Origin of the sequence: Chryseobacterium sp. JM1 (assembly GCF_000737715.1) — a bacterium.
Lineage (GTDB): Bacteria > Bacteroidota > Bacteroidia > Flavobacteriales > Weeksellaceae > Chryseobacterium.
Window position 1 is genome coordinate 69186 of record NZ_JPRN01000005.1, and the last position, 21906, is coordinate 91091.

Below are 21906 nucleotides of genomic sequence, written 5' to 3' on the forward strand. Positions count from 1 at the left end.
GGATTAAAAATTAGCATTAATACCTAGAGTAAACATTCTCGCTCTCGGGTAGATCGAATCATCAATCCCGTTGTTAAATATTTCGGGGTCAAGGTTTTTGTACTTGGTAATAATAAGAACATTCTGTGCAGCCCCATATATCCTCAGGGAAGCGTTATTCCCAATGAAATTTTTAAAGGTGTATCCTACGGTCACATTATCCAACTTCAGGAAACTTCCGTTTTTCAGATAATAATCAGACATTTTGTTTGCCGTTAAAAAATTCGTGGAACTGAAATCTACAGGAGCATTATTGATGGTATTGTCTACCGTGTTATTGATATTTCCTACGTGAGCCCTGTCTGCTGAAATCCTGTCGTATACATAGTTTCCGATACTTGCTCTCCAACCCATTGAAAAATCCCAGTGTTTACCGATAGTCGCATTGGTCATCAATCCCATGGTCACATCTGCCTGAGGTTTTTTGTAATTGTATTTATCCGCAGAAGTTATGGTTCCGTCGCCATTTCTGTCTACATAAGCACCTTCTACCGGTCTTCCGTTTGCATCATAGATCTGCTGATATACCCAGAATGCGTAAGGGGAATAGCCTTCTCTGAACGTCTGTACAAAACCTCCCAAACCAACACCTCCTTTATCAATTCCATTTACTTCAAGCTCCTTAATGTCTACATTGTTGTAGGATACATTATAATTGAAATTCAGGGTAAAATTCTCCTTTTGTATAGCTTTTACATCCAATCCAAGGTCGATCCCTTTAGACTGAAGTTTACCGATATTTTTAGGTCCGATGATTCTTAAGTTCTCTAAAGGTCCTTCCGGTACTATTGATAACAGGTCTTTTGTATCTGCCATATAAAAATCCAAGGTCCCTTTGATTCTATTTTGCAAGAACCCGAAATCCAGTCCCAGATTATACTTCAAGCTCTCTTCCCATTTAAGGTTCTGGTTATAGCCATTTGCTTTTGCAATTTCATAAAACTGGTTTCCAAACTGGTAATAAAGCGTAGAGGAAACATTATAAGTTTTAAAATAATCATATCTGTAAATCCCGATATCCTGCTGACCGGTTTTCCCAACACTCGCTCTCAGTTTTAAATCTGAAACGGCAGTGTTCCCCTTTAAGAAATTCTCTTCTGAAATTTTCCAGGCAGCAGCAACACCTCCAAAATTCCCCCATCGGTTGTCCTTACTGAAACGGGAAGATCCGTCCCTTCTGTAATTAATGGTAAGCAGGTACTTACTTGCAAATCCCAGGTTTAATCTTCCGAAGAAAGCCTGCAGGTTTACGTCCGGTTTAGAATCCGGATTATACCGGTTATTCTCAGGATCAAGGGTGTATAGCAGTGTATTCCCCGATGCCGAGCTTACTTTATGATAGTTCTGATACTCATAGCCTCCCATAGCTTCCAGATTGAACTTCCCGAAAGTTTTGGTATAGTTCAGCTGAACGTTTGCATTCTTGTTCAGGATACTTTCGTCGGAATAGGAATCTTCCCCGTAAAATCCGAAAACATTTTTCACAGAGTAATAGCCGTTTCTTGAGTATTGATTGGTGGTCACATGCCCGTCCAGCTCTTTACTGTCAAGACCTGCGTTCACGATCAATCTCAGATCCGGAAGAAAATGAAATTTATAGTCCATATTGATGTTTCCGAAAAATCTTTTGAAATTCTGAACATCACTTTTATTTCTAAGCATGCTGACAGGGTTAGCTACACCAGTCGGTCGGTTAGTACCAGGAGCTATCCACTCTCTATATCCGGCATATGGGGAATTTACATCATATACAGATTGTGTGGGGTCATAGGAAATGGCATTTTTTATAGCATCTTCATTCCCTTTATTTTGGAAAGTATAAGAATAGGTCCCTGTAATATTGAATTTAAGGTGATCATCAAAGAAACTTGGACTCAATGCAACGTTAGCCGTAGTTCTCCTGAATCTGGACGTAATCAGCAATCCCGAATTATCCATATTGTCTACGGAAAAACGGGCAGGAACTTTTCCAAACAGACTTCCTGACACCGACGCATTAATATCAGAAGTCACTGAGGTTCTGAAAATTTCATCCTGCCAGTCTGTATTAGCCGTACCCAACAAATTTGCTTTTCCAGGTGCATACTGATTAATTATGCTTCTGAATTCATCTCCTGAGTATACCTTAATTTTTTTGGCCAAAGTATTGACTGTTGTAAAGGCATTTAATGACACACGAAGTTTCTTACTTCCTTTTTTTGTGGCAATCAGGATAACCCCGTTTGACCCTCTGGAACCATAAATAGCGGTAGACGCCGCATCTTTCAGAATGGAAAAGGACTCAATATCATTGGGATTAATGGTGGATAATGAGACCCCATCGAGTGGCAAACCATCTACTACCAGCAATGGATCGTTACTGGCATTCAGAGAAGATCCTCCCCTGATTCTGATCGTAGCTTCACTCCCGGGTGTTCCTGATTGGGTAATCACCAAACCCGCAGATCTTCCGTTGATAAGACCTTCCGCCGTGGTGACAGCTCCTTTGTTAAAATCTGCTGTAGACAAAGCGGTGATAGAACCCGTTAAATCCGTTTTCTTCTGCTTTCCATACCCGATCAGTACCACCTCCTCGATCTTTTTCTCCTTAGTGAGAGAGTCTTGGGTCTGCGCATGTATTATTGAACTGGCCAGTAAAAAGGCCGGTGCAATTTTTAATACCGTTGTAAAATTTTTCACAATATCGTTTTTTTAGTTTCGTTTTAAAAAGCTGTGTTAACAGTTTTGCAATTTATAAAAAAAATAGAATTACGTTAATATTATTAAAAATTTGGATAATTTTATGTAAATTGATTGACTATTTAAAATTAAATATCTGTTTTTCAATAAATTACACTAATGTATGTCATGCATAATACCTATGAAATATTAACATCATGTTAAACATTTGTTTAACTAAATTTAACTTTAAACGCTTTCCGGATAGTAAAAAACTTATTATAGTGGAAGTTTAGGCGGTTTTAGTGAGATATTCCTTATCTTTGCCGTTAAAACTTTACTATAAAATGTCAAACAGAAAGATGATTACGGCAGCTTTGCCTTATGCAAACGGACCGGTTCATATAGGACATTTGGCAGGTGTATATATTCCTGCGGATGTCTACGCAAGATTTCAGAGGAGATTAGGAAAAGATGTAGCGTTTATCTGCGGGTCGGATGAGCACGGAATTCCTATTACCATCAGAGCAAAAAAAGAAGGAGTAACCCCTCAGGATATTGTAGATAAATATCACGAAATCATTAAAAAATCTTTTTCAGATCTTGGAATTTCATTTGATGAGTATTCCAGAACGACTTCTAAAAAGCATTACGAAACCAGTCAGGATTTCTTTAAAGTTCTTTACGAAAAAGGGAAATTCACGGAAGAGGTTTCTGAGCAGTATTTTGACGAGCAGGCCGGAGAATTCCTGGCAGACCGATATATTGTAGGAACCTGCCCGAACTGTGGTAATGAAAATGCTTACGGAGACCAGTGCGAAAAGTGTGGTTCTACCCTATCTCCTTCAGAACTGATCAATCCGAAATCGATGTTAAGCGGAAATGTTCCGATTCTTAAAGACACCAAAAACTGGTATCTTCCTTTAAATGAATACGAAGACTTCCTCAACGAATGGATCATTGAAGGTCATAAAGACGACTGGAAGCCGAATGTTTACGGACAGGTTAAATCATGGTTAAACGATGGTTTAAAGCCACGTGCTATGACCAGAGATCTGAACTGGGGCGTTCCTGTTCCTCTTCCGAATGCGGAAGGGAAAGTGCTTTATGTTTGGTTTGATGCGCCTATCGGATATATTTCTTTCACTCAGGAATGGGCGGAGAAAAACGGAAAAGACTGGAAAGATTACTGGCAGAGCGAAAGCAGTGACCTAGTGCATTTCATCGGAAAAGATAATATTGTATTCCACTGTATTATTTTCCCTGCGATGATGAAGGCTCACGGTGATTATATCATGCCGAAAAATGTTCCTGCGTTTGAATTCTTAAACCTTGAGAACGATAAGATCTCAACATCCAGAAACTGGGCAGTATGGGCGCATGAATATGTAGAAGAATTCCCTGGACAACAGGATGTTTTAAGATATGCCCTTCTTTCATCAGCTCCTGAAACAAAGGATAATAATTTTACATGGAAAGATTTCCAGACTAAAAATAATTCTGAGTTGGTAGGAATTTTCGGAAACTTTATCAATAGAGTGGCCGTTCTTATCCATAAATATTATGACGGTGTTGTTCCTCAGGGAGACATCAATAGTCCTGAACTGGAAGAAATCAATAAAGCGGCTAAAGAAATCTCAGGATTCTTAGAAAATTACGAATTCAGAAATGCATTAACCGCATTAATGAATCTTGCCCGTTTCGGAAACCAGTATCTTCAGGCTGAAGAACCTTGGAAAACGATTAAGGACAGTCCTGAAAAAGCAGCGCAGTCTTTATTTGTAGGTGCTCAACTGGCTGTAGCTTTAGCTCAGTTATGTGAACCGTTTATGCCTTTCAGCTCTGAAAAATTATTAACGATGTTCAATGCTGAACAGGTGAACTGGAGCGATGTTGAAACCCAATCTGTTTTAATAGAAACAGGTCATAAAATCAATGAAGCTTCTCTTCTTTTCTCAAAAATTGAAGACAGTGTCATCGAAGCTCAAATTGAAAAACTGGAGCAGACCAAACAAAACAATAAAAAAACAAACCCTAACGCCAACCCTATGAAAGAAGAAATTTCTTTTGATGATTTTGCTAAAATAGATCTTAGAACAGCCACCATTTTAGAAGCTGAAAAAGTAGAAAAAGCGGATAAATTATTAAAGTTCAAAGTAGATACAGGCGTTGATATCAGAACTGTGGTTTCTGGTGTTGCAGAAAGCTTCACCCCGGAAGAACTGATCGGAAAGCAGGTGATGATCTTACTCAATCTTGCTCCTAGAAAGATCAGAGGAATTGAGTCTCAGGGAATGTTCTTGTTAACGACAAAACCAGACGGAAAACTATCTTTCGTAACACCGGATGACAGCAATGTAGAAAACGGTATTGAGATAGGATAAACCCTATATTTCAGATAAAACAAAAGACACACGAAAAATCGTGTGTCTTTTTTATTTTGTCTTGTCATTGCGAGTGCAGCGAACCAATCTCTTAGGCAAAGCTTAAACTTAATGATCTTAAAAACTTAAACAATCTTAACGGTTCAAAAATAAAACCATTAAGGATGAGTTTAGTAAATAAGAATATTAAGATTGCTTCGCTATACTCGCAATGACGGGGAAATGTTTATTTTTTAGTCAGTTTTGCGAGATAAGAATCTTCATCCTGCATTACTTTTTCTATGGTAAAGCCATTATTTTCAGCCGCATTTTTCAGGGTTGTATAATCAAGATAAAGCCATTTGATTGGGTTTTCAGATTCTCCTTTATAATGAACAATATAATCCAGTTCACCATAATAACCACCTGCCGGAATATAAACGCCGCCATCTTCATCACGGTCGAACATATACAGAATATCCGTACTGTCGATCAGGATCTGACCATTGTCGCTTACTAAAGTGTACAGTTTCTGAAGATAGGTATCAATTTTTTCCAGGCTTTCAAAAATTCCGGTTCCGTTCATCAGAAGCAGAACCGTATCAAAAGTTTCTCCCGAAAAATCCACCATGTTTTTACATACCGCTTTTTTGATTCCTCTCAATTGGCAGACTTCAATAGATTTTGGTGAAATATCCAGCGCCCAAACATCAAGATTCCTCTCATTCTGAAGATATAAAGCATGGGAACCCGCACCGGCACCAATGTCCAGTACTTTCCCCTGAGCAAGTTCAAGTGCTTTCTGCTCAATACCGTTCATCTCTTCAAAATCTCTGAAAAGATAATCTACCGGAAGTTCATCCAGTTCCGATATTGAAGTTTCTGTCTGCAGATCCTCAGGATTTTCGTTGTGAAAATAATCCCAGACTGCCTTACCCATTAAATCTTTCATTGTCGTCTTTAAAAGTGCAAAGATAGGGGTTTTCGGGTGAAGGTTGCAAGAGTTTTAGTGTTTGAGAGTTTTAGAGTAAATGAGTCTGAAGACGTTGTTAGTTGTTGATTACTGGTTTTTTAGTTGCTGGTTTTTCGGTTGCTTGTTGCTAGTTTGTAGTAATTAAGTTAATAAATTCAGCGTCTGATGACATCTGATATCTTGCTTCCTGGCTTTTGAATCTTGAATCCACCACTCACCATTCACTTGCAAAGCAAAATTCACCATTGACATCTATCTCGCAAAAAAAAATCAAATCAAAGACCATAATTCACAACTGCGAAAATCCCTAATCCCTAATCCCTAATCCCTAATCCCTAATCCCTGCAACCTAAAACCTACCATCTCCCACCTATCCCATCGAATCCTTCTCCTTATGTCTATCCTTCTCCGATTCATTTTCCGCTACACCGGCTTTCCAGTAAGAATACGCGTTAAGTTCCTGTGCAGTCCAGTTTTTTTCTTTTCTGAGGTAGGTACGGATTTCTTTAACACTTGAAAATTCTGCTGCCACATAACCGAATTTCGTGGTTTCCGGAAGGGTGATTTTTTTTACGGTATCCGCCATTTCACTGCTGATGTGTGGAGTGGCGTTATGAAGCCATTTAAATTCGATATCAGCTTTGGTTTCAAGAATCTGCTCATCTTCTTTTCCGTGAACTTCGATGATGCAGACTCCTTTTGCTGTTTCCGGCAGGGTTTCCAGCATCGCGCTCAGAACAGGAATGGCAGTAGCATCTCCTACAAACAGGTACCATTCAACTTCGGGATACATTTCTTTTGCTTCGGTTCTCATCATAATGCCGAGTTTGGATCCGGCTTCAGATTCACGGGCCCATTTTGATGCAGGACCGCCATCGCCATGGTCTACAAAATCAATGATCAGTTCATTTTTCTCAAGATCAATCCCTCTGTGGGTGTAGGTTCTTACGGCAGGAGCCACTTCTTTCGGAGGATATACCCATTGACGGTTTTCATCCAGTGTCGGAAAATGAATTTCATCCAGACCTACCGGAGGTACAGCAATCTTATTATTATCTCCGATGGTGGTATTTTTAAACAAATGAGCTTCCGGAGAATACAGATAGACTCTGATATAATGATCAGTGATATACTCTTTTCTCGTCATTTCCGCAACAATGCGGCCTGTTTGAATTTTAGCCATAACTGAATTTTTAAAGTTAAAATCCGGCTTCCGTTGATGATGAGAAGCCGGATCTGTTATTATATGATGTATTTAAATCAAGGCTAAACGGCTCGATTTAAATTTTTAAAAATCAAAGGTATAAGACAGGTTAAATGTTCTTCCTCTTCCTTTATAATTGAACAGTTCAGGAAGTCCGTAGGTAGAATATAAAACCTGGGAACGCTTGCTCCAGATGGTTTGATAATCGGTGTTGAAAATATTCTGGATTCCCAGATTGAATTTACCCCAGTCGAAACGGTATCCTACCATTACATCTGAAGTATTGTAACCATCAATTTCATTCTTAAGATCGTCCGTCAGTTTGAAATTCTGTAAAGACTGGAACCTGAATGACCAGCTTTTAACGTTATATCCGATGTAGGTCACCAATTTTGAAGGGGAAGCATTATAAATTTCCTGCTTCTTCCATTCGCCATTATTATCAACTTCCGATTTGATCAAAAGTCCGCTGGCTCCAAAATAAACGCCATTGTTCATGGAGTAAGAAACCTCAGCTTCTATCCCCATATTTCTCAGCTTAAGATCATTCACAAGGATCTGGAAGGTTTTTCTATCAACCGTAACCGTTTTATCCGAATTACTTAAGAAACCTGCGATCTGTCCTCTCAATCCGCCTTTGTTGATACGATACCCCACTTCAAACTGATTGGTTTTGATGGCTTGTAACGGCTGTTCTTTTACATTGATACTTGAAGTTACATCCCAGTTTGCCCCATTCAGCTTATAAACACCTATTCCGTAATATTTCGATGGATCTGCCAGACTCACCCCTTGTGAGAATGTTCCCCAAGCCTGATGCTGTTCATTGAATTTATAAAGTAAACCGGCATTCGCCAATGTTACATTATACGAACTTTCTCCACCCGGAATAGCAGAAGCTGAAGCTCCGTATCCCATGGCAACTTGCGTTTGCTGCACAGAACCTACGAAATCATCTACTTTTACATTCATATTCTGATAACGGATTCCTCCATTGATCTGAAGTTTGGGTAAGATGTCATATTTAGCCTGAACATATCCTGCATAACTCTGGGAATGGTTGGTAGGATATCTTCCGAGACTGTATTGAGTTGCGTTTACCAGACCTCCGCTAGACATTGTTGTAGCAATATCATATACTGACTGAGCTCCTTCGAATTTTTCAAGATCAATATCTACTCCATAGGTCACATTAAGGCTTTTCCATGATTTCGACAATAATGCTTTTACCCCGGAATAATAGGTATCCTGTTGCGAAGAAGACATGTAAGCCTTACTTCCACTCTGTAAAGTAACATTTCCGGGAAAAGGGTAAAATCCTAACTTCTCCCCTCTTGCTGCAAACTGTACATACAGATCCTGACCTCCTAAAATATTGTTTCCGTTGTAGGCCACCGTTCCCATGAAACGCTCCGTTCCTATATTTTTATCGGATGAAAAACCGTCACGCATTTCCAGAAGGTTAGCATTCTTTGTCGTAAAGGCACTTAAATTCTGGCCTAAATAAAGACTTCTGTCTCCATTAAATTTAGAATTGTAATACTGAAGGGATGCCGTGATTTTATGCTTATTATTAAATTTATAACCTCCTGTTGCCAATATATCAATAGACTGGTTGTACTGAAGGTCGGTTTGGGTAATATCGGTTAAAACCTGTTTTTCATCGGCACCGTAAACACCACCATTCTGCTGGTACGCAACCCCTAGTCTTCCGAAAAATTGATCCCCTTTTACTGCAATAGCCTGTGCTGCACGGAAATCGTGATCATCTTTACCCATGAATCCGGTTCTGGCTCCTAATTCCGTTTCTCCGCTGATCCCGTTTTTTGGAGGTGTTTTTGTGATGATATTAATGATACCGCCGGTTGCATTTCCTCCATAAATAGAGCTGGCTCCGGAAAGGACTTCAATTCTTTCGATATTAAACGGATCAATAGCGTCCAGCTGACGGCTGATGGCTCTGATACTGTTCAACGAAACACCGTCTATCATGACTAATGCAGAACGGCCCCTCATGTTTTGTCCATAGTTGGTTCTTCCCTGCGGCCCAATGTCCATACTCGGGATCAGGATGGCAAGCATTTCTTTGATAGGAACTCCACTTTTCGCCTGTTCCTGAATTTTTTCTTTCTGAACCACCCAAACCGTGCCCGGGATATCCGAGATCTTTGTAGGTTTTCTGGATGCCACGATCACTACATCATCAATACCTTTAGAGGCTATAGAATCATTCGCTGTCTGGGAAAATACGACTCCCGAAGCTAACAGACCTATGAATGCATACTGCTTTTTCATTCTTTCTTCTCAAGTTTTATAAACCTCCAAATTTAATTTTTATTCTTTCTAAATAAAAACAGCAAGATATGAAATTATTCATATTTCATTAAAAAGGCTTGCATCCGGGACAGGACATTTGTTTTTCTAATGATTTCAGGATGCTCAAAGTATACATCTGAGCATCTTATAACGTTTCGGGATGCGGGGTTTTGTGGCTTAAGCCAAGAACTGCCACTTACATCCATATACTATATCAATTTCAAAATTTGTAATGCAGAGAAGTTTTTAACGCAAAGTTTCATTTTCTTAACGTTCAGCTTTGAGGAAGGCAAAGAGTGTGACTGCGTCACTGATGAAGCGATCAGTACTAAACGTCCGCTTAATCAAATCGATCAGAGATCGATTCCGTCTTTGCAACCTTTAAACTATGCATAATTATTATATAAACCTTTGCGTTAAAAAAAACTTATATTTTCCTCAAGCTTTACAGGCGTTGACCCAATATATTTTCAAGTCCCAAATTCCGCACCTCTTAAATAATAACTCATCATTTAAAACTCATAACCACTTTATTGAGTCCGAAGGTATGTTTTATCTGTAGCCATAAAAACGTAAGATCCCGGACTTCGCAAAGCCAAGGATCTTACTCATGAAAAACAAGGTATCTTTACACCGCAGGCCCGGCTGCGTCTTTTATTTCTTCTAATAATTGTTTCCGTTCGCGGAGTCTTCTTCTCGCAATCACAGATTTACCACCAAGCACTCTGATGAATCTCAGATACTGGAATCTTTCTTTTCCGAAATGATGCGTCATGACATACAAGAGGACTCCAAAACCTACCAGAATAATGTATCCGAAGATCTTTTTGCCGGATACAATGATGGCGTTCAGCTGAAGGGTCTTCATATTGGCCGCCAAAGTCTGGGGAGTCACCGTCATTCCGTCGATGTACACCGCAAGATCTCCTACCGCTGTAATCTGAAAACGGTACTGGAACCATGAATACAATGCTGAAAAGAATCCCACCGCCAGAAACGTTCTCCATACCAAAACCAGCCCGATTGCCGCCAGCATATCATCCATTTCAAGTTTATCCAGGGTATAAAACCATACTGAAATAAACAGCGAACACATTCCGAATCCTTTTAAAAACATCGGCAGGTACCAGTTCTCATAATTGAATTCTAAAACCATCGAAAAGTACATGATCAATGCATACCCCATCATCGCCGAAAACCCCGAGAAGATGTACATTTTCAATGGTATTTCTTTTTTGAACCAGAATACGGCAATCACACCTGCCAGAATAATTCCGGGAACCATGAGCAGATTCAGTCCTGCATTCGTCTGCTGATCATATCCGAGAACTCCTACCGCAAAAGTATTCTGAAGCGATGTCGTTCCTAAGAACATTCCCAACCACAATAGCATAAACAGGCCGTGCTGCACATTATTTTTTTTGAAAATTTTAAATGATAAATAAGGTCTTTTTAAGGTGAACTGACGAACCACCAACAAAGCAAAGCTTACAAAAGCTGCAATACTCGCATTCATAATATTTCTCGAATTCCACCAGTCCTGCTGTTTCCCGAAAGAAAAAAAATATGCGGAAAACATAAATGTAGATACAAACAGCATGATACTCATCCAGTCGATGTAATGCAACGGAACTTTTAATGCAAAGTATTTATTGTGCATAAAGATCCAATGGATCAGGGCAAGTATAAAACATAATACCGCTGCAATCACATAGAAATGCTGCCAGTTGTAATTAATGGAAACCACCGCCGCATAATAAGCCGCCACCTGGTTCATTGCCAAAACAAAGGTGTAAAACAGTCCGTAAAACATTCCTCTGTTTCCAACCATCACCATAAGCGGAAGAAACAGCTCTATGGTCACCATCATTTTTAAAAACCCGATTCCCAGAGCAGTAAATACGAAGATCATTGGCTGCATCGTTGTCGCATTAATATAGCTCAACACTCCCAAAAGTACGAGCAGCACCGCCATTTTATCCCTGACCTTGAATCTCATCTTCAGTCTGATAACGATAGGCATACAAGCCCCCATTCCTATTGTGGTTGCATAGTTCGCCCACATAAAATATTCTGTCATCGCCCCGGTACCACTCACCAGATAACTGATGTTTCCTGTATATACCCCACCCAGCGGCATCACCACTGCCAGTAGCAGTACGATGAGCAAGAGCTGTACGGGTTTTGGTACCCAGTCGTTATATAGTCCTTTGTTGTACATGAATTTAGAAATTAGATATTAGAGGTTAGAAGTTAGAGGATGGAAGCGGAAAGACGGGAGATGGAAGTTTATCTTAGCCTGCATACTTCTGTATTCCCAATAAGTTCCGTTTAAAAAGATTAGAAATTATTAGAAAGGGGCCGGAAGTTATGATCTGTCTGCATCAACTTCTCTCTTCAGACTTCCGGCCTCCCTTCTAAAATCTTTCAATCATTAAATGTTTAAATCTTTCAATCCTAGTTAATATTCACATTCATATTCATCCCCGCGCTCAGTTTTTCCAGATCTTCTTTTTTATTGGAAGCGCTGAATTCTATTCTTACCGGAATTCTCTGCTGTACTTTGATAAAGTTACCCGTAGAATTGTCTGTAGGCACGCTTGAATATCTTGAACCTGTCGCTGCGGAAATAGCAGTGACTACTCCTTCAAATGTCTTTCCTCCCAAAGCATCAGCCGTCATTGTCATTTTTTGACCGATCTTAATATTCGGCATCTGTCTTTCCAGGAAGTTAGCAGTTACCCATTTCTGACCGTTCAGAACGATGGTAGCAACCTGCTGACCCGGTTGAATCAATTGCCCTTCAGAGATTGTTCTGCGTCCCATAATTCCATCGTATGGAGCTGTGATCACGGTATAGGAAAGATTAATTTTTGCCATATCCAGTGCTGCTTTTGTTCTTTTAATCTCAGCATCATTAATTCCCAGTTTGCTTTTCACCTCAGTGGTAGAAAGGTTCGCCGACTGCTTCTGATTCACCAGAGTCTCATACGCCGCTTTCTGAGCATCATATTCTGTTTTGATCTGATCATATTGCTGTCTGGTCACCGCTTCTGCAGCGAGAAGATTTTTATATCGGTTTAAATTCTGCTCTGCGTTCCAAAGTCTGGCTTTTGCTCCTGCAATATTGGATTCCATCACACTTACGTTATTGGAAACGGTATTAACGGATGAACTTGTTGCCGATCTCTGTGCCATCGCATTCTGATAAGCAGCTTCAGCCTGACCCAGTTGGGTTAATATTTCATTTTTATCCAGAATAACCAAAGTATCTCCTTTTTTCACCTTCTGGTGTTCGATGAATTTGATGTCTTTGATATAAGCCGAAACCCTTGTATTGATCGGGTTAATGAACTCCTCTACCTGAGCCGCTTCCGTGTAGGTTTTGTCTCCGATGTGGAAATATTCACGGACCAGCCAGAAAAGCCCGAATCCAATTACCAGAAAGACAACCGTATTGGAAATGATGGCTCTTATTTTATTCTTTTTATTCTGTTTCTTTTTAACGGCTGCTCCTGACTGTACCGGAGCGGCCTGAGTATTTTGAGTGGTTTGTTCCTTGTTTTCCATTATCTTGATTTTCAGTTTTAAAATTAAAGCGTTCCTGCAGCCTTCAGCAGGTTATAATATTGATACAGTACATTGATCTCGGCATTGGCAAAATCCAGCTCCGACTGAAGTTTCTGATTCTGTGCATCGATCATTTCAGCCTGTACCGCCAATTGGTTTAAGTATTTGGCTTCTGTAATTTTGTAGTTTTCTTCTGCCAGTCTTTTCGAATCATTCAGAATGTCAGCCTGCTGGATCGATTCCTGGTATTTTACATAGGCTGCATTCACTGCCATATCTACATTTTGCTGAACCAGTGTCACCGCATCACCAGCCTGCGTTTTCTGCAATTCACCAAGCTTTACTTTTTCTTTGGTCTTGTATAAATTATCGATATTATAACTCAGTGAAACACCAGCCTGCCATCCTCCGGAATACATATCCAAAACAGGATTTCTGTTCGTAATCGGACGCTGTAAAGTATACCCTCCAAAACCGGATAATGTCGGCATCTGATCTGTTTTAATGATCTCAATGTTTTTATCCGCCACATCAATGTTTTTCTTTGCTGATTTCAGCTGTGGATTACTTTCGTGGGCAAGATCCATATAGTAATCCATACCGATTCCGGATTCCTTGTCCGTTAAACTTTCAACGGGAACGATCTCTGTTTCGGAAGGAAGCCCCAGAGCAATATTTAAATTATAATTAAGGATCTTTTTATTATTCGTCAGCGTCAGAATGCCTTGATCAAGGTTTTTGATGGCCAACTCTCCACGGATGACTTCATTACGGGTTACCATCCCCTGCTGATAGAACTTCTGAATATTTTTCAGACGTTCCTGAGCGAGTTTTTTGTTATTCTCAAAAACAGTTTCCTGATTGAACATTTTGTAGACATCCAGATAATTGGAGATCACCAGAAATTTTACATCAAGCTTGTTTTTCTCCAGATCCAGTTCAGAAAGCTGCTCGCGAAGACCTGCCATTTCAATGGATTTGCTTACCAAACCTCCTTTAAAGATCAGTTGAGTAGCCTGTACAGCATATGAGCTTCCGTAATGAGGCATCGGAACGTTAGTAGAGTTTGAAAAATCTTTATCGATAGCTACCGCATCTCCTAAATAGAACTGACTGGTAGATGCTGTGATGTTGGGAAGCTGCTGAAGTTTTACAACGTTTGTGTTCTGTTTTGCAATGTCAATATTCTGGGCAGCCACTTTTAACTGCTGGTGGTTTTTCACAGCCAGATCGGCGGCTTCACCTGCGGTCATCTGTTTGATCTGTTGAGAAAAAAACAGCGCAGGGAATAGAGCTATCACGAGTGATAGTGCTGTTTTTATGTTATTTGTCATTTTACCTTGTTTTACGAATACAAAGTTACGGCGACAACAAATTCAATCAAATGTTTGAATTTTGGAAAAAGATGTTCAAATGTAAGATTCTAGCTTTCGAACTGATGTCTGTACTGTCTCGGGCTTACTTCCAGATGCTTTTTAAAAAAGTGGGAAAACGCGTACTGATCACTGAAACCAAGGATAGAAGAAACTTCCGAAACCGGTTTATTGGAGGAGTTTAAAAGCACTTTTGCTTCGTTCATCACAATCAAAGCGATGATCTGGCTGGCAGACTTTCCTGTAATGGATTTTACGACCGAGGAAAGATGTCTGGTTGTAATCGACTGCCGCTCGGCATAGAACTCAACAGTTCTTTCCGTCAGATGATGTTCGGCCAGATCTGTGAGAAATACAAAAACGATCTCTTCCTGTCTGGACATCTGGTTCATGGAATAATTATCCTCTTTTGAAATAATTCCGGCCATCTGATAGCAGAAAACAGAGAAAAGATGCTCTACCATTTCCTTTTTGTAAAGCATTTCGGTTTCTGAATCCAAAATATATTTAAGAAAATTGACACTTTTCCAGACTACTTCCATTTCACTTTCGGGAAAAGGAACTCCTTTATTCATCTGCTGGCGGAAATAACGGTAAGTAATCAACCTATTGAATTTCAACGATAACGCGGAAATAAATTCTCTTTTATAAGAAACCATCCTGGACTGGAAATCGCCGCTCACGGAAACCATCTCATAAATTGTCTGAGGATCGGTGACCATAAACATATTGGCAGAAAGCTCCAGATCGCTGAAATGCTGACGGAGCTTTATAGTCCCTGATTTAATAAATATAAAGGCAGGATTTTCCGGACGGAAAGGTTTATCCGCAGAAATTCTCTCGAAAATATTATGCTGAGTGAAAATTTCAACACCGAATTTTTCTAAAGCTGACATAACACAAATGTAGCCAATATATTCTGCGCCTACAATATTTTAGTCCTCAAGAGAGTAAACCGCAAAGCTCGCCAGCCAGTGGTCTCCGCCATAATTTCCCTGAAACAGCAAAGGAAGTCCGTTCGCTAAAAATACATCGGCTGTTTTTTTAAAGTCTTTTTTCAATGGATGCCCGTCAGGAAGTGCTTTGGAGATTCCTTTCATACACCAGGCTTTGGAGAAAGAAAGTCCAACCAAATGAACGGTCTGGTAATCGCTCAGATCACTGACTACAGGGATTTTTTCAATATTCTCCAAGCTTCTCTTCTCGTAGAAATTGTTCAGCCACAGAACGAATTCTTTTTGAGGCAATACTCTCCTCATCAAGTCTGCAATTTCAAGACTTGGCGAAAAGAAGTCAGATCCATCCGGTTCAAGATAGGCCGGTGTTTTCTGATCTTTACCGTAAAAATATTTTGCTTTTTCCTTTAGCTGATTCTCGAATTCCACATCGTGATTCGCTTTAGCCCAATCGATGGCGAATGCAAGACCAAAAGCGGTATTGGGATGAACTCCGGTTCTGTTCGGGTAGGTTTGTTTGGGAAGATAAGCCTTCCATGACTGTAAGATCTTATCTGTTAATGGTTTTAAATTCTCATGCCAGATCTTAGCTTTAGGATGATTCCAGGTGGTCAGCTCTTCATCCAGCTTTAACAACCAAGCCCAGCCATAGGTTCTTTCAAACGTGGTGGTCAGTTGATATTTTGTGAAATAATCAGCTTCGGTCTGTAGATTTTCTTTATTTAACGAATTTTCAAGAATTTTTTCAATGTCTTTTGCATTGGCCAGATTAGGTTTTGTCTTCAATAATCTTACAAGCATCCAGTGTCCGTGAACGGAGCTGTGCCAGTCGAAACATCCATAAAAACTCGGATGAAGGTCTTTTGGAGTCAAAGTAACCTCACCGGCGTTATTGATGATGTGAGCTGTTTTGTTTGGATATTCCTGATTGATGCAGTGAAGGGGTTTTTCCAGTAGTTTAGATGCCATTTCATCGGTAAGTTTGGGAACTTCCTGGGCATATAGTAAGAATGGAGAAAACACAAATGCTAAAAGACTTTTTTTCATTCAATAAAAATAGAAAATAATTTAGATTTCAAATGATATTTAAACTTAACTAAAATAATTAAATCACAAGTATTTCAATAAAATAATATGAATTTTTAATCAATTAAAGTTTTAAGCATAATTTTTGATAAAATTCTTTAAAAAATATTCATGAGAAAATTATTTTTACCTTTATGTATGCTCCTTTTGATGAGCGCATGCAAGAAATCCGAACTGGACGTTGCCAATTCCTCTCCGGCAGCCGATAAATCAATTGATATTGTTAAATACAAAGAAGAGGCTCCTCCTCCTCCACAAGAAGTTCATCAGATGGCCCCTGCCAGCTCTGTTTCTGAAAAATTAGAACCCGTTAATACATCAGAGCAACCTTCCGTAGCCCCAAAAAAGATTGACACTATCGCCAAAAAAGTCATTAAAAACGGGAATATGAAACTTCAAGTGGGAGACATTAAAAAAGCCCAGAGTCAGGTGGCAGATATTCTGAAAAAAAATAATGCTTATATCCAAACGGAACAGTTTCAAAACACGGATGTAGACGATAATCTGGATCTTGTGATCCGTGTCCCGCATAAAAATTTCGATGCGCTGATCAATTCTTTTTCTGACGGTATGGGCTCTGTTTTGTCCAAAAATATTTCGTCTGATGATGTCACGGAAGAATATACCGATGTTTCCATCAAATTAGCCAATAAAAGAATCTATCTGGAAAAGTACCGTGACATGCTCAGAAGTGCTTCTACCACGAAAGATATGATTGAAATCCAGGAGAAAATCCGTGAACTGGAAGATGAAATAGATGTTGCAGAAGGCAGACTTCGGTTTATTGATGACCGTGTGAATTACAGTACACTCAATTTGAGTTTATACAAAGAAAAAGTGAGAAGCTCTGCCACTTCGAAAATTGGTTTTGGAAGCCGTTTCGGAGATTCTGTAACGGAAGGCTGGAATAGCTTTGTAAGTTTTCTATTGGGAATTATCTCATTCTGGCCGTTTTTATTACTCATCCCGATCATTATTTATCTATGGAGAAAGTGGAAAGCGGGAAGACCAAAATAGCCTGAGTTTTTCGGGATGCGGGTTTCGTGGTTTTGGCTTCGGGATAATAATCAACCTATAACATTCAGTACTTTAATCATAATAAAAATCCGGATATCAGTGATATCCGGATTTTTACTGCACTATCAATGACTTAAGCATTGAAATAATCTTTAACCGTTTCGAGCACCTGCTCGTCCGACATCTTCTGTGCCGTATCTAAAGTTATTTTAAGGTTTTTAAATTGAGCCGTATCATGAAGATAGTTTTTCAGCTCTTCCTGAATAGTTCCCGGGCCTGTAATATAAACCTCCTGGGAATTGGTCAGAAGATGTTCCACTTCTTTAAAGAACTTGACCCTGTTCGTACGTTCTGCATTATTCGCGGCGTTCTCACTGGAGTTTCCATGCTGTATTTCTGCTTTTACCGGGCTGCAAAGGAAAAACTTGAATGCATTCTGAGCATCGTGATTTTTTACAACAATTGCCTTTTCCGTATCGATCCAAAGTCCTGCTAATTTCTTGTCTGACATAATTTATTTTTTTGGTGTTATATCCTCTGTAACACAAGAATGATGCAAAGCGGATGTTAAGGGCTGTTAAATGTTGAAAGAAGTCAGGAAGTCCGAAGATGGAAGAAGGAAGCTATTGAGGTCTGAAATCAGTACTACTGTACATTTTTATGAATTTCCAGCATCCTGTTTCCGGATTTAATTTTTCAATTTTGTCCATAAAATTTAATAGAAAGGCCGCCTTACGATGAAGACGGCTTTTTATTCATGATGTATTATTTCTTGCGATTACTTTTTGATCGTTTTAGTCACACTTCCTCCATCTTTATACTGAATTTTCACAAAATAGATTCCGCGTTGAAGAGTACTGATATTCAAGCTATTCTTTGAAATATTCCCGGAAGAAAGCATCTGAAGTCCCTGTGTATTAAATACCTTCACTTCACTGATTTTTCCGTAATAGCTTTCCGGTGCGAAATTGATCAGGTTATCAGATACAATGACTGAAAGTTCATCTTGTTGATTATTTCGCCCCGCAGCACATTCCATTCCTTCATTGCAATTGCTTACCACTTTCCAGACTGCATTGCTTCCAGGTGCTTCTCCCGGATTTGCATACCATTTGTTTTCCCAGATTTTGCAGGCGTGGAACACTTTGGTACCGGCAGTCGCATAAGCCTTTGCCGGATTATAGGACTGAGATCCGCAATAGGTAACAGGACCGCTTGTCTGACAGTTCGGACCTTCCGTACATGCGCTTATCTCTTCCCAAACCATATTGTTACCAGGAACTTCATTCGGATTGGCATACCATTTATTTTTCCAGATTTTGCAGGCATAGAATACGCTTGTCTGAGCTGTTGGATAAGCATTAGCCGGATTATATTGCTGTGATCCGCAGTACACTTGCCCATTTCCGCCTTCTATTTTTTTTGTCCTGATTTTTAATTCATTACTGGCATCAGAGATTTGATCGTTCTGCGCGACAGCTTTTACAGTGTAACGGTATTCAGTATCCTGGGTTAAACCTGTACGTACGAAACTGGTTTGTGTTGTTTCCGCAACCTTGACTCCATTCTCAAAGACCTGATAATTTTTAATGCCCAATGTATGTGTTGAAGCCATCCACATCAGCGAAACAGAGTTTTCAGTGACGCCCATTGAGTGGAGATTCGATGGAGCTACAGGTTTTTCAGGCGTGCTTTGGTCATTCGTTTTTACAATAAGTGGTGTACTTTTCTGTGAAGTTAGTCCAGTAGAGCCTTTCGCCTGTACTTCATAAGTATAATTTGTATTGGCAGATAAACCCTGATCTTCAAATTCAGGAACATTTACAGTCTGCACAGCCTGTCCGTTACGAAAAACCGTGTAAGAGGCAGCATCCGATTGTGGTGTCCAGCCAATTTTTGCAGAAGAGTTTGTTACGCTTATTTTGGCCAATCCGGTTGGTGTAGCCGGTTGTGTAGGCGTTACCGTAGACTGTACATTCACATCGATTACATTATAAAATGCATTGGCAGTATCTGCCACATCCCAAACGGCAAGAATAACATGGTACCCCTGACGATTGGCCGGAATGGTAATATGATGCGGTATATTGTCCTGTGGCGGCGTCCCGTTATGAATTACCTCGCCTATCAACTCTAGGTTTTGACGGGAAAGTGGCTGATTGGGATTCCAGCCCGGTTTCGTCATATAATAATGCCATTTTGCAGTGGCGTGATAAGCGAGATACTTCCAGATAAAAGTATTCACTCCGGTTGTGATATTGGTTTTCTTCCATCGGTCAGCAGTTTGGATATCCAGAATAGTGTTTCCTCCAATACTTCCATTTGCAGAAGCAATCATTCCGTCTGCCGGACCGAACGCCGGAAATCCTTTTTTGGCTTCAAGAGAGCCCGGTTCATTAATTACGCTGCCATATATTCCCAATGCTGCGGTGTAACCCAGTGTAGCTTTGTCAAGACTTCCCTGGTAGCCTCTCGAAGCCGGACTCATTACATAGCCATGGGCCGATAGCTGTGTTGATGAAAATGTCAGAATGCACAACAATAGTGCTGAAAAAAAGATTCTAAGTTTAATCATATTTAATTATTTAAGGTGTTTTTGTTAAGGTTTGCTAATCCCACGGAAAGACTCCACTCTATTTTGTAGTCGCCATGTTTTTAATAAAAATGGGACTTCAGTATTTTCAAATCTGTGTTTGATCAAACGCACGAGATTAGCTATTGAAGCGTAGTAAAACGGAATTCGTTAAAGCAGTACTCAAATTTAGAAAAACATATTGCAATTAATACATTTAATTAAAAATTAACTTAAATAAATATAATTATGATTAATATTAATCAACATAAATTAATTATGTTAATAAATTATTTCAATTAAAGACATCAAAAGAATTATCTTCAAATTCAAACACAACAAAACCACCGATAGCTACCACTTTTCTTAGTACCAATCAGTGTTTTGACGTAAAATTAATGAGTGTAAATTCGGAAGTTTTATCTCTTGAACCTTTTATTTTCCAAGTACAAATACAGCAGGAATTTTATGAAGCTCCGGCTTTGCTTTTTTCCAATCGTTGATGGTTTTTGTCTGAATAAATTCATGTTCAGGATCGTTGATATTGGCTGCGATACACAGCTTGGTGTTCGGAGATAAAAATTTGGTCAAATCTTCAAAAAGCGGATTATTTCTGTACGGAGTTTCCATAAAGATCTGAGAATATCCGGTTTGCTGCACCAGACTTTCGAGACGCTGGATCTGCTTTTTCTTCTCACTTTTATCTATCGGAAGATAACCATGGAAGGTAAATTCCTGGCCGTTGAATCCACTGGAAATCAAAGCTAAAATAATAGAGGAAGGCCCTGAAAGCGGGATTACTCTGATATTTTTCTCATGACACCATTTCACAATAAGGTTTCCGGGATCAGCGATGCATGGAAGCCCCGCCTCAGAAAGGAGTCCGAAATCCTGTCCCTGCAGCATCAGATTCTGAGCTTCTTTGATGTCAGCATTTTCCGTGTATTTATCCAGCAGAAACAGCTTCAGCTCAGATTGCTTCTTTTCAGGAGCAAAGAATTTAACCACTTTTCTGGCTGTTTTTTCGTTTTCTACAAAGAAGTAATCGGTCTGCATGATGTACTCTTTCAAAACGGGTGAAAAATGAGTGATAGAAGTGTTTTCAGATAAATAAGCGGGGAGTAAAAAAAGCATTTTATTGTTTTTTAGTTCTTTCTTGCAAAGAGGGTTGTTTGAAATGATGAGCGAGTTCAATGGAAAATGTGATGGCTGAAATTTCCATTCGTCGTTTATTTTAACAAAGGTAAGAATTTCTTTCCCTGTGTAAAAATACCACTTCCCTGAGCGGGTTTATTTAAGCCAGGATTTGCTTTTTAATAGACTCACATCCACGGTCCAGCAACTGAAAAACCTCTTCAAAATCATTCATATCTCCCCAGTACGGATCCGAAACCTCAGCATTTTTGTGATCACCTGCAGCTTCCAGAAATAATGAAACTTTCTGGCGCTGGTCTTCATTTCTAGTCTTTGAAATCACATCTTCATACACGTCAATATCCATGCAGTAGATTTTGTCAAAGGTGTCAAAATCAGCTTTGGTAATCGGTCGGGATTTCTGGTTGGCTATATCAATATTGTGATGGGCCGCTGTCTTTATTGCTCTTTTGTCGGGATGCTTTCCTTCATGCATGGAAATAGTTCCTGCGGAGTCTACAAAAAAGTTTTCAGGAACTTTTGTCTTCATAATTCCTTCTGCTAAAGGACTTCTGCAAATATTCCCGAGACAGACCATCAGTATTTTCATATCGCTTTTTTTAATTGAAAGATTAGATAATTTAA

The 21906-nt window shown here is 39.5% G+C and carries 15 protein-coding genes; 2 read left to right on the forward strand and 13 right to left on the reverse strand.

From position 1 onward, the window contains the following. Positions 1 to 3 precede the first annotated feature (3 nt). Positions 4 to 2718, reverse strand: coding sequence for a SusC/RagA family TonB-linked outer membrane protein (locus IW22_RS10145; protein WP_034726265.1), 2715 nt, complete (start codon positions 2716 to 2718; stop codon positions 4 to 6). Positions 2719 to 3044: 326 nt separating this feature from the next. Here IW22_RS10145 and metG point away from each other — a divergent pair, with 326 nt between their 5' ends. Next, positions 3045 to 5081, forward strand: a complete 2037-nt coding sequence (gene metG / locus IW22_RS10150; protein WP_034726267.1) for a methionine--tRNA ligase — start codon at positions 3045 to 3047, stop codon at positions 5079 to 5081. 226 nt (positions 5082 to 5307) lie between these two features. On the opposite strand, the gene IW22_RS10155 is transcribed toward metG, so the two are convergent. The 8 genes from IW22_RS10155 to IW22_RS10190 form a co-directional block, all read right to left on the reverse strand. Next, entirely contained in the window at positions 5308 to 6012 is a 705-nt protein-coding gene (locus IW22_RS10155; RefSeq protein WP_034726268.1) for a class I SAM-dependent methyltransferase, read from the reverse strand. A gap of 391 nt (positions 6013 to 6403) precedes the next feature. Next, on the reverse strand, positions 6404 to 7216 hold the full coding sequence (locus IW22_RS10160) for a siderophore-interacting protein (RefSeq protein WP_034726269.1): 813 nt from the start codon (positions 7214 to 7216) through the stop codon (positions 6404 to 6406). A gap of 105 nt (positions 7217 to 7321) precedes the next feature. Then, positions 7322 to 9532: a TonB-dependent receptor gene (locus IW22_RS10165; protein WP_034726270.1), complete on the reverse strand. Its 2211-nt coding sequence runs from the start codon at positions 9530 to 9532 to the stop codon at positions 7322 to 7324. Between the two features lie 649 nt (positions 9533 to 10181). Beyond that, entirely contained in the window at positions 10182 to 11774 is a 1593-nt protein-coding gene (locus tag IW22_RS10170) for a transporter (RefSeq protein WP_034726271.1), read from the reverse strand. A 236-nt stretch (positions 11775 to 12010) separates the two neighbouring features. Continuing rightward, positions 12011 to 13123, reverse strand: a complete 1113-nt coding sequence (locus IW22_RS10175) for an HlyD family secretion protein (RefSeq protein ID WP_034726272.1) — start codon at positions 13121 to 13123, stop codon at positions 12011 to 12013. A 23-nt stretch (positions 13124 to 13146) separates the two neighbouring features. Beyond that, positions 13147 to 14457 (reverse strand): TolC family protein, encoded by a 1311-nt coding sequence (locus IW22_RS10180; protein WP_034726274.1) that lies wholly within the window; start codon positions 14455 to 14457, stop codon positions 13147 to 13149. Positions 14458 to 14546: 89 nt separating this feature from the next. Beyond that, the gene (locus IW22_RS10185; RefSeq protein ID WP_034726276.1) at positions 14547 to 15392 is read right to left on the reverse strand and encodes a helix-turn-helix domain-containing protein; all 846 of its coding nucleotides are present in this window, start codon (positions 15390 to 15392) and stop codon (positions 14547 to 14549) included. A 39-nt stretch (positions 15393 to 15431) separates the two neighbouring features. Further along, positions 15432 to 16499 (reverse strand): DUF2891 domain-containing protein, encoded by a 1068-nt coding sequence (locus tag IW22_RS10190; protein ID WP_034726278.1) that lies wholly within the window; start codon positions 16497 to 16499, stop codon positions 15432 to 15434. Between the two features lie 150 nt (positions 16500 to 16649). Between IW22_RS10190 and IW22_RS10195 the strand changes: the two genes are divergently transcribed. Continuing rightward, complete coding sequence (locus IW22_RS10195; RefSeq protein ID WP_034726279.1) at positions 16650 to 17555, forward strand: DUF4349 domain-containing protein; 906 nt, start codon at positions 16650 to 16652, stop codon at positions 17553 to 17555. Between the two features lie 133 nt (positions 17556 to 17688). On the opposite strand, the gene IW22_RS10200 is transcribed toward IW22_RS10195, so the two are convergent. From IW22_RS10200 to IW22_RS10215, 4 genes are all read right to left on the reverse strand, one after another. After that, positions 17689 to 18066 carry a hypothetical protein gene (locus IW22_RS10200; RefSeq protein WP_034726281.1) on the reverse strand — a complete coding sequence of 126 codons (378 nt, stop codon included), beginning with the start codon at positions 18064 to 18066 and terminating at the stop codon, positions 17689 to 17691. A gap of 267 nt (positions 18067 to 18333) precedes the next feature. Then, the gene (locus IW22_RS23650; protein ID WP_081873931.1) at positions 18334 to 20130 is read right to left on the reverse strand and encodes a lytic polysaccharide monooxygenase; all 1797 of its coding nucleotides are present in this window, start codon (positions 20128 to 20130) and stop codon (positions 18334 to 18336) included. A 432-nt stretch (positions 20131 to 20562) separates the two neighbouring features. Next, entirely contained in the window at positions 20563 to 21261 is a 699-nt protein-coding gene (locus tag IW22_RS10210) for an SAM-dependent methyltransferase (protein ID WP_034726282.1), read from the reverse strand. A 160-nt stretch (positions 21262 to 21421) separates the two neighbouring features. Next, on the reverse strand, positions 21422 to 21871 hold the full coding sequence (locus IW22_RS10215) for a low molecular weight protein-tyrosine-phosphatase (protein WP_034726285.1): 450 nt from the start codon (positions 21869 to 21871) through the stop codon (positions 21422 to 21424). Between the last annotated feature and the right edge of the window lie 35 nt (positions 21872 to 21906).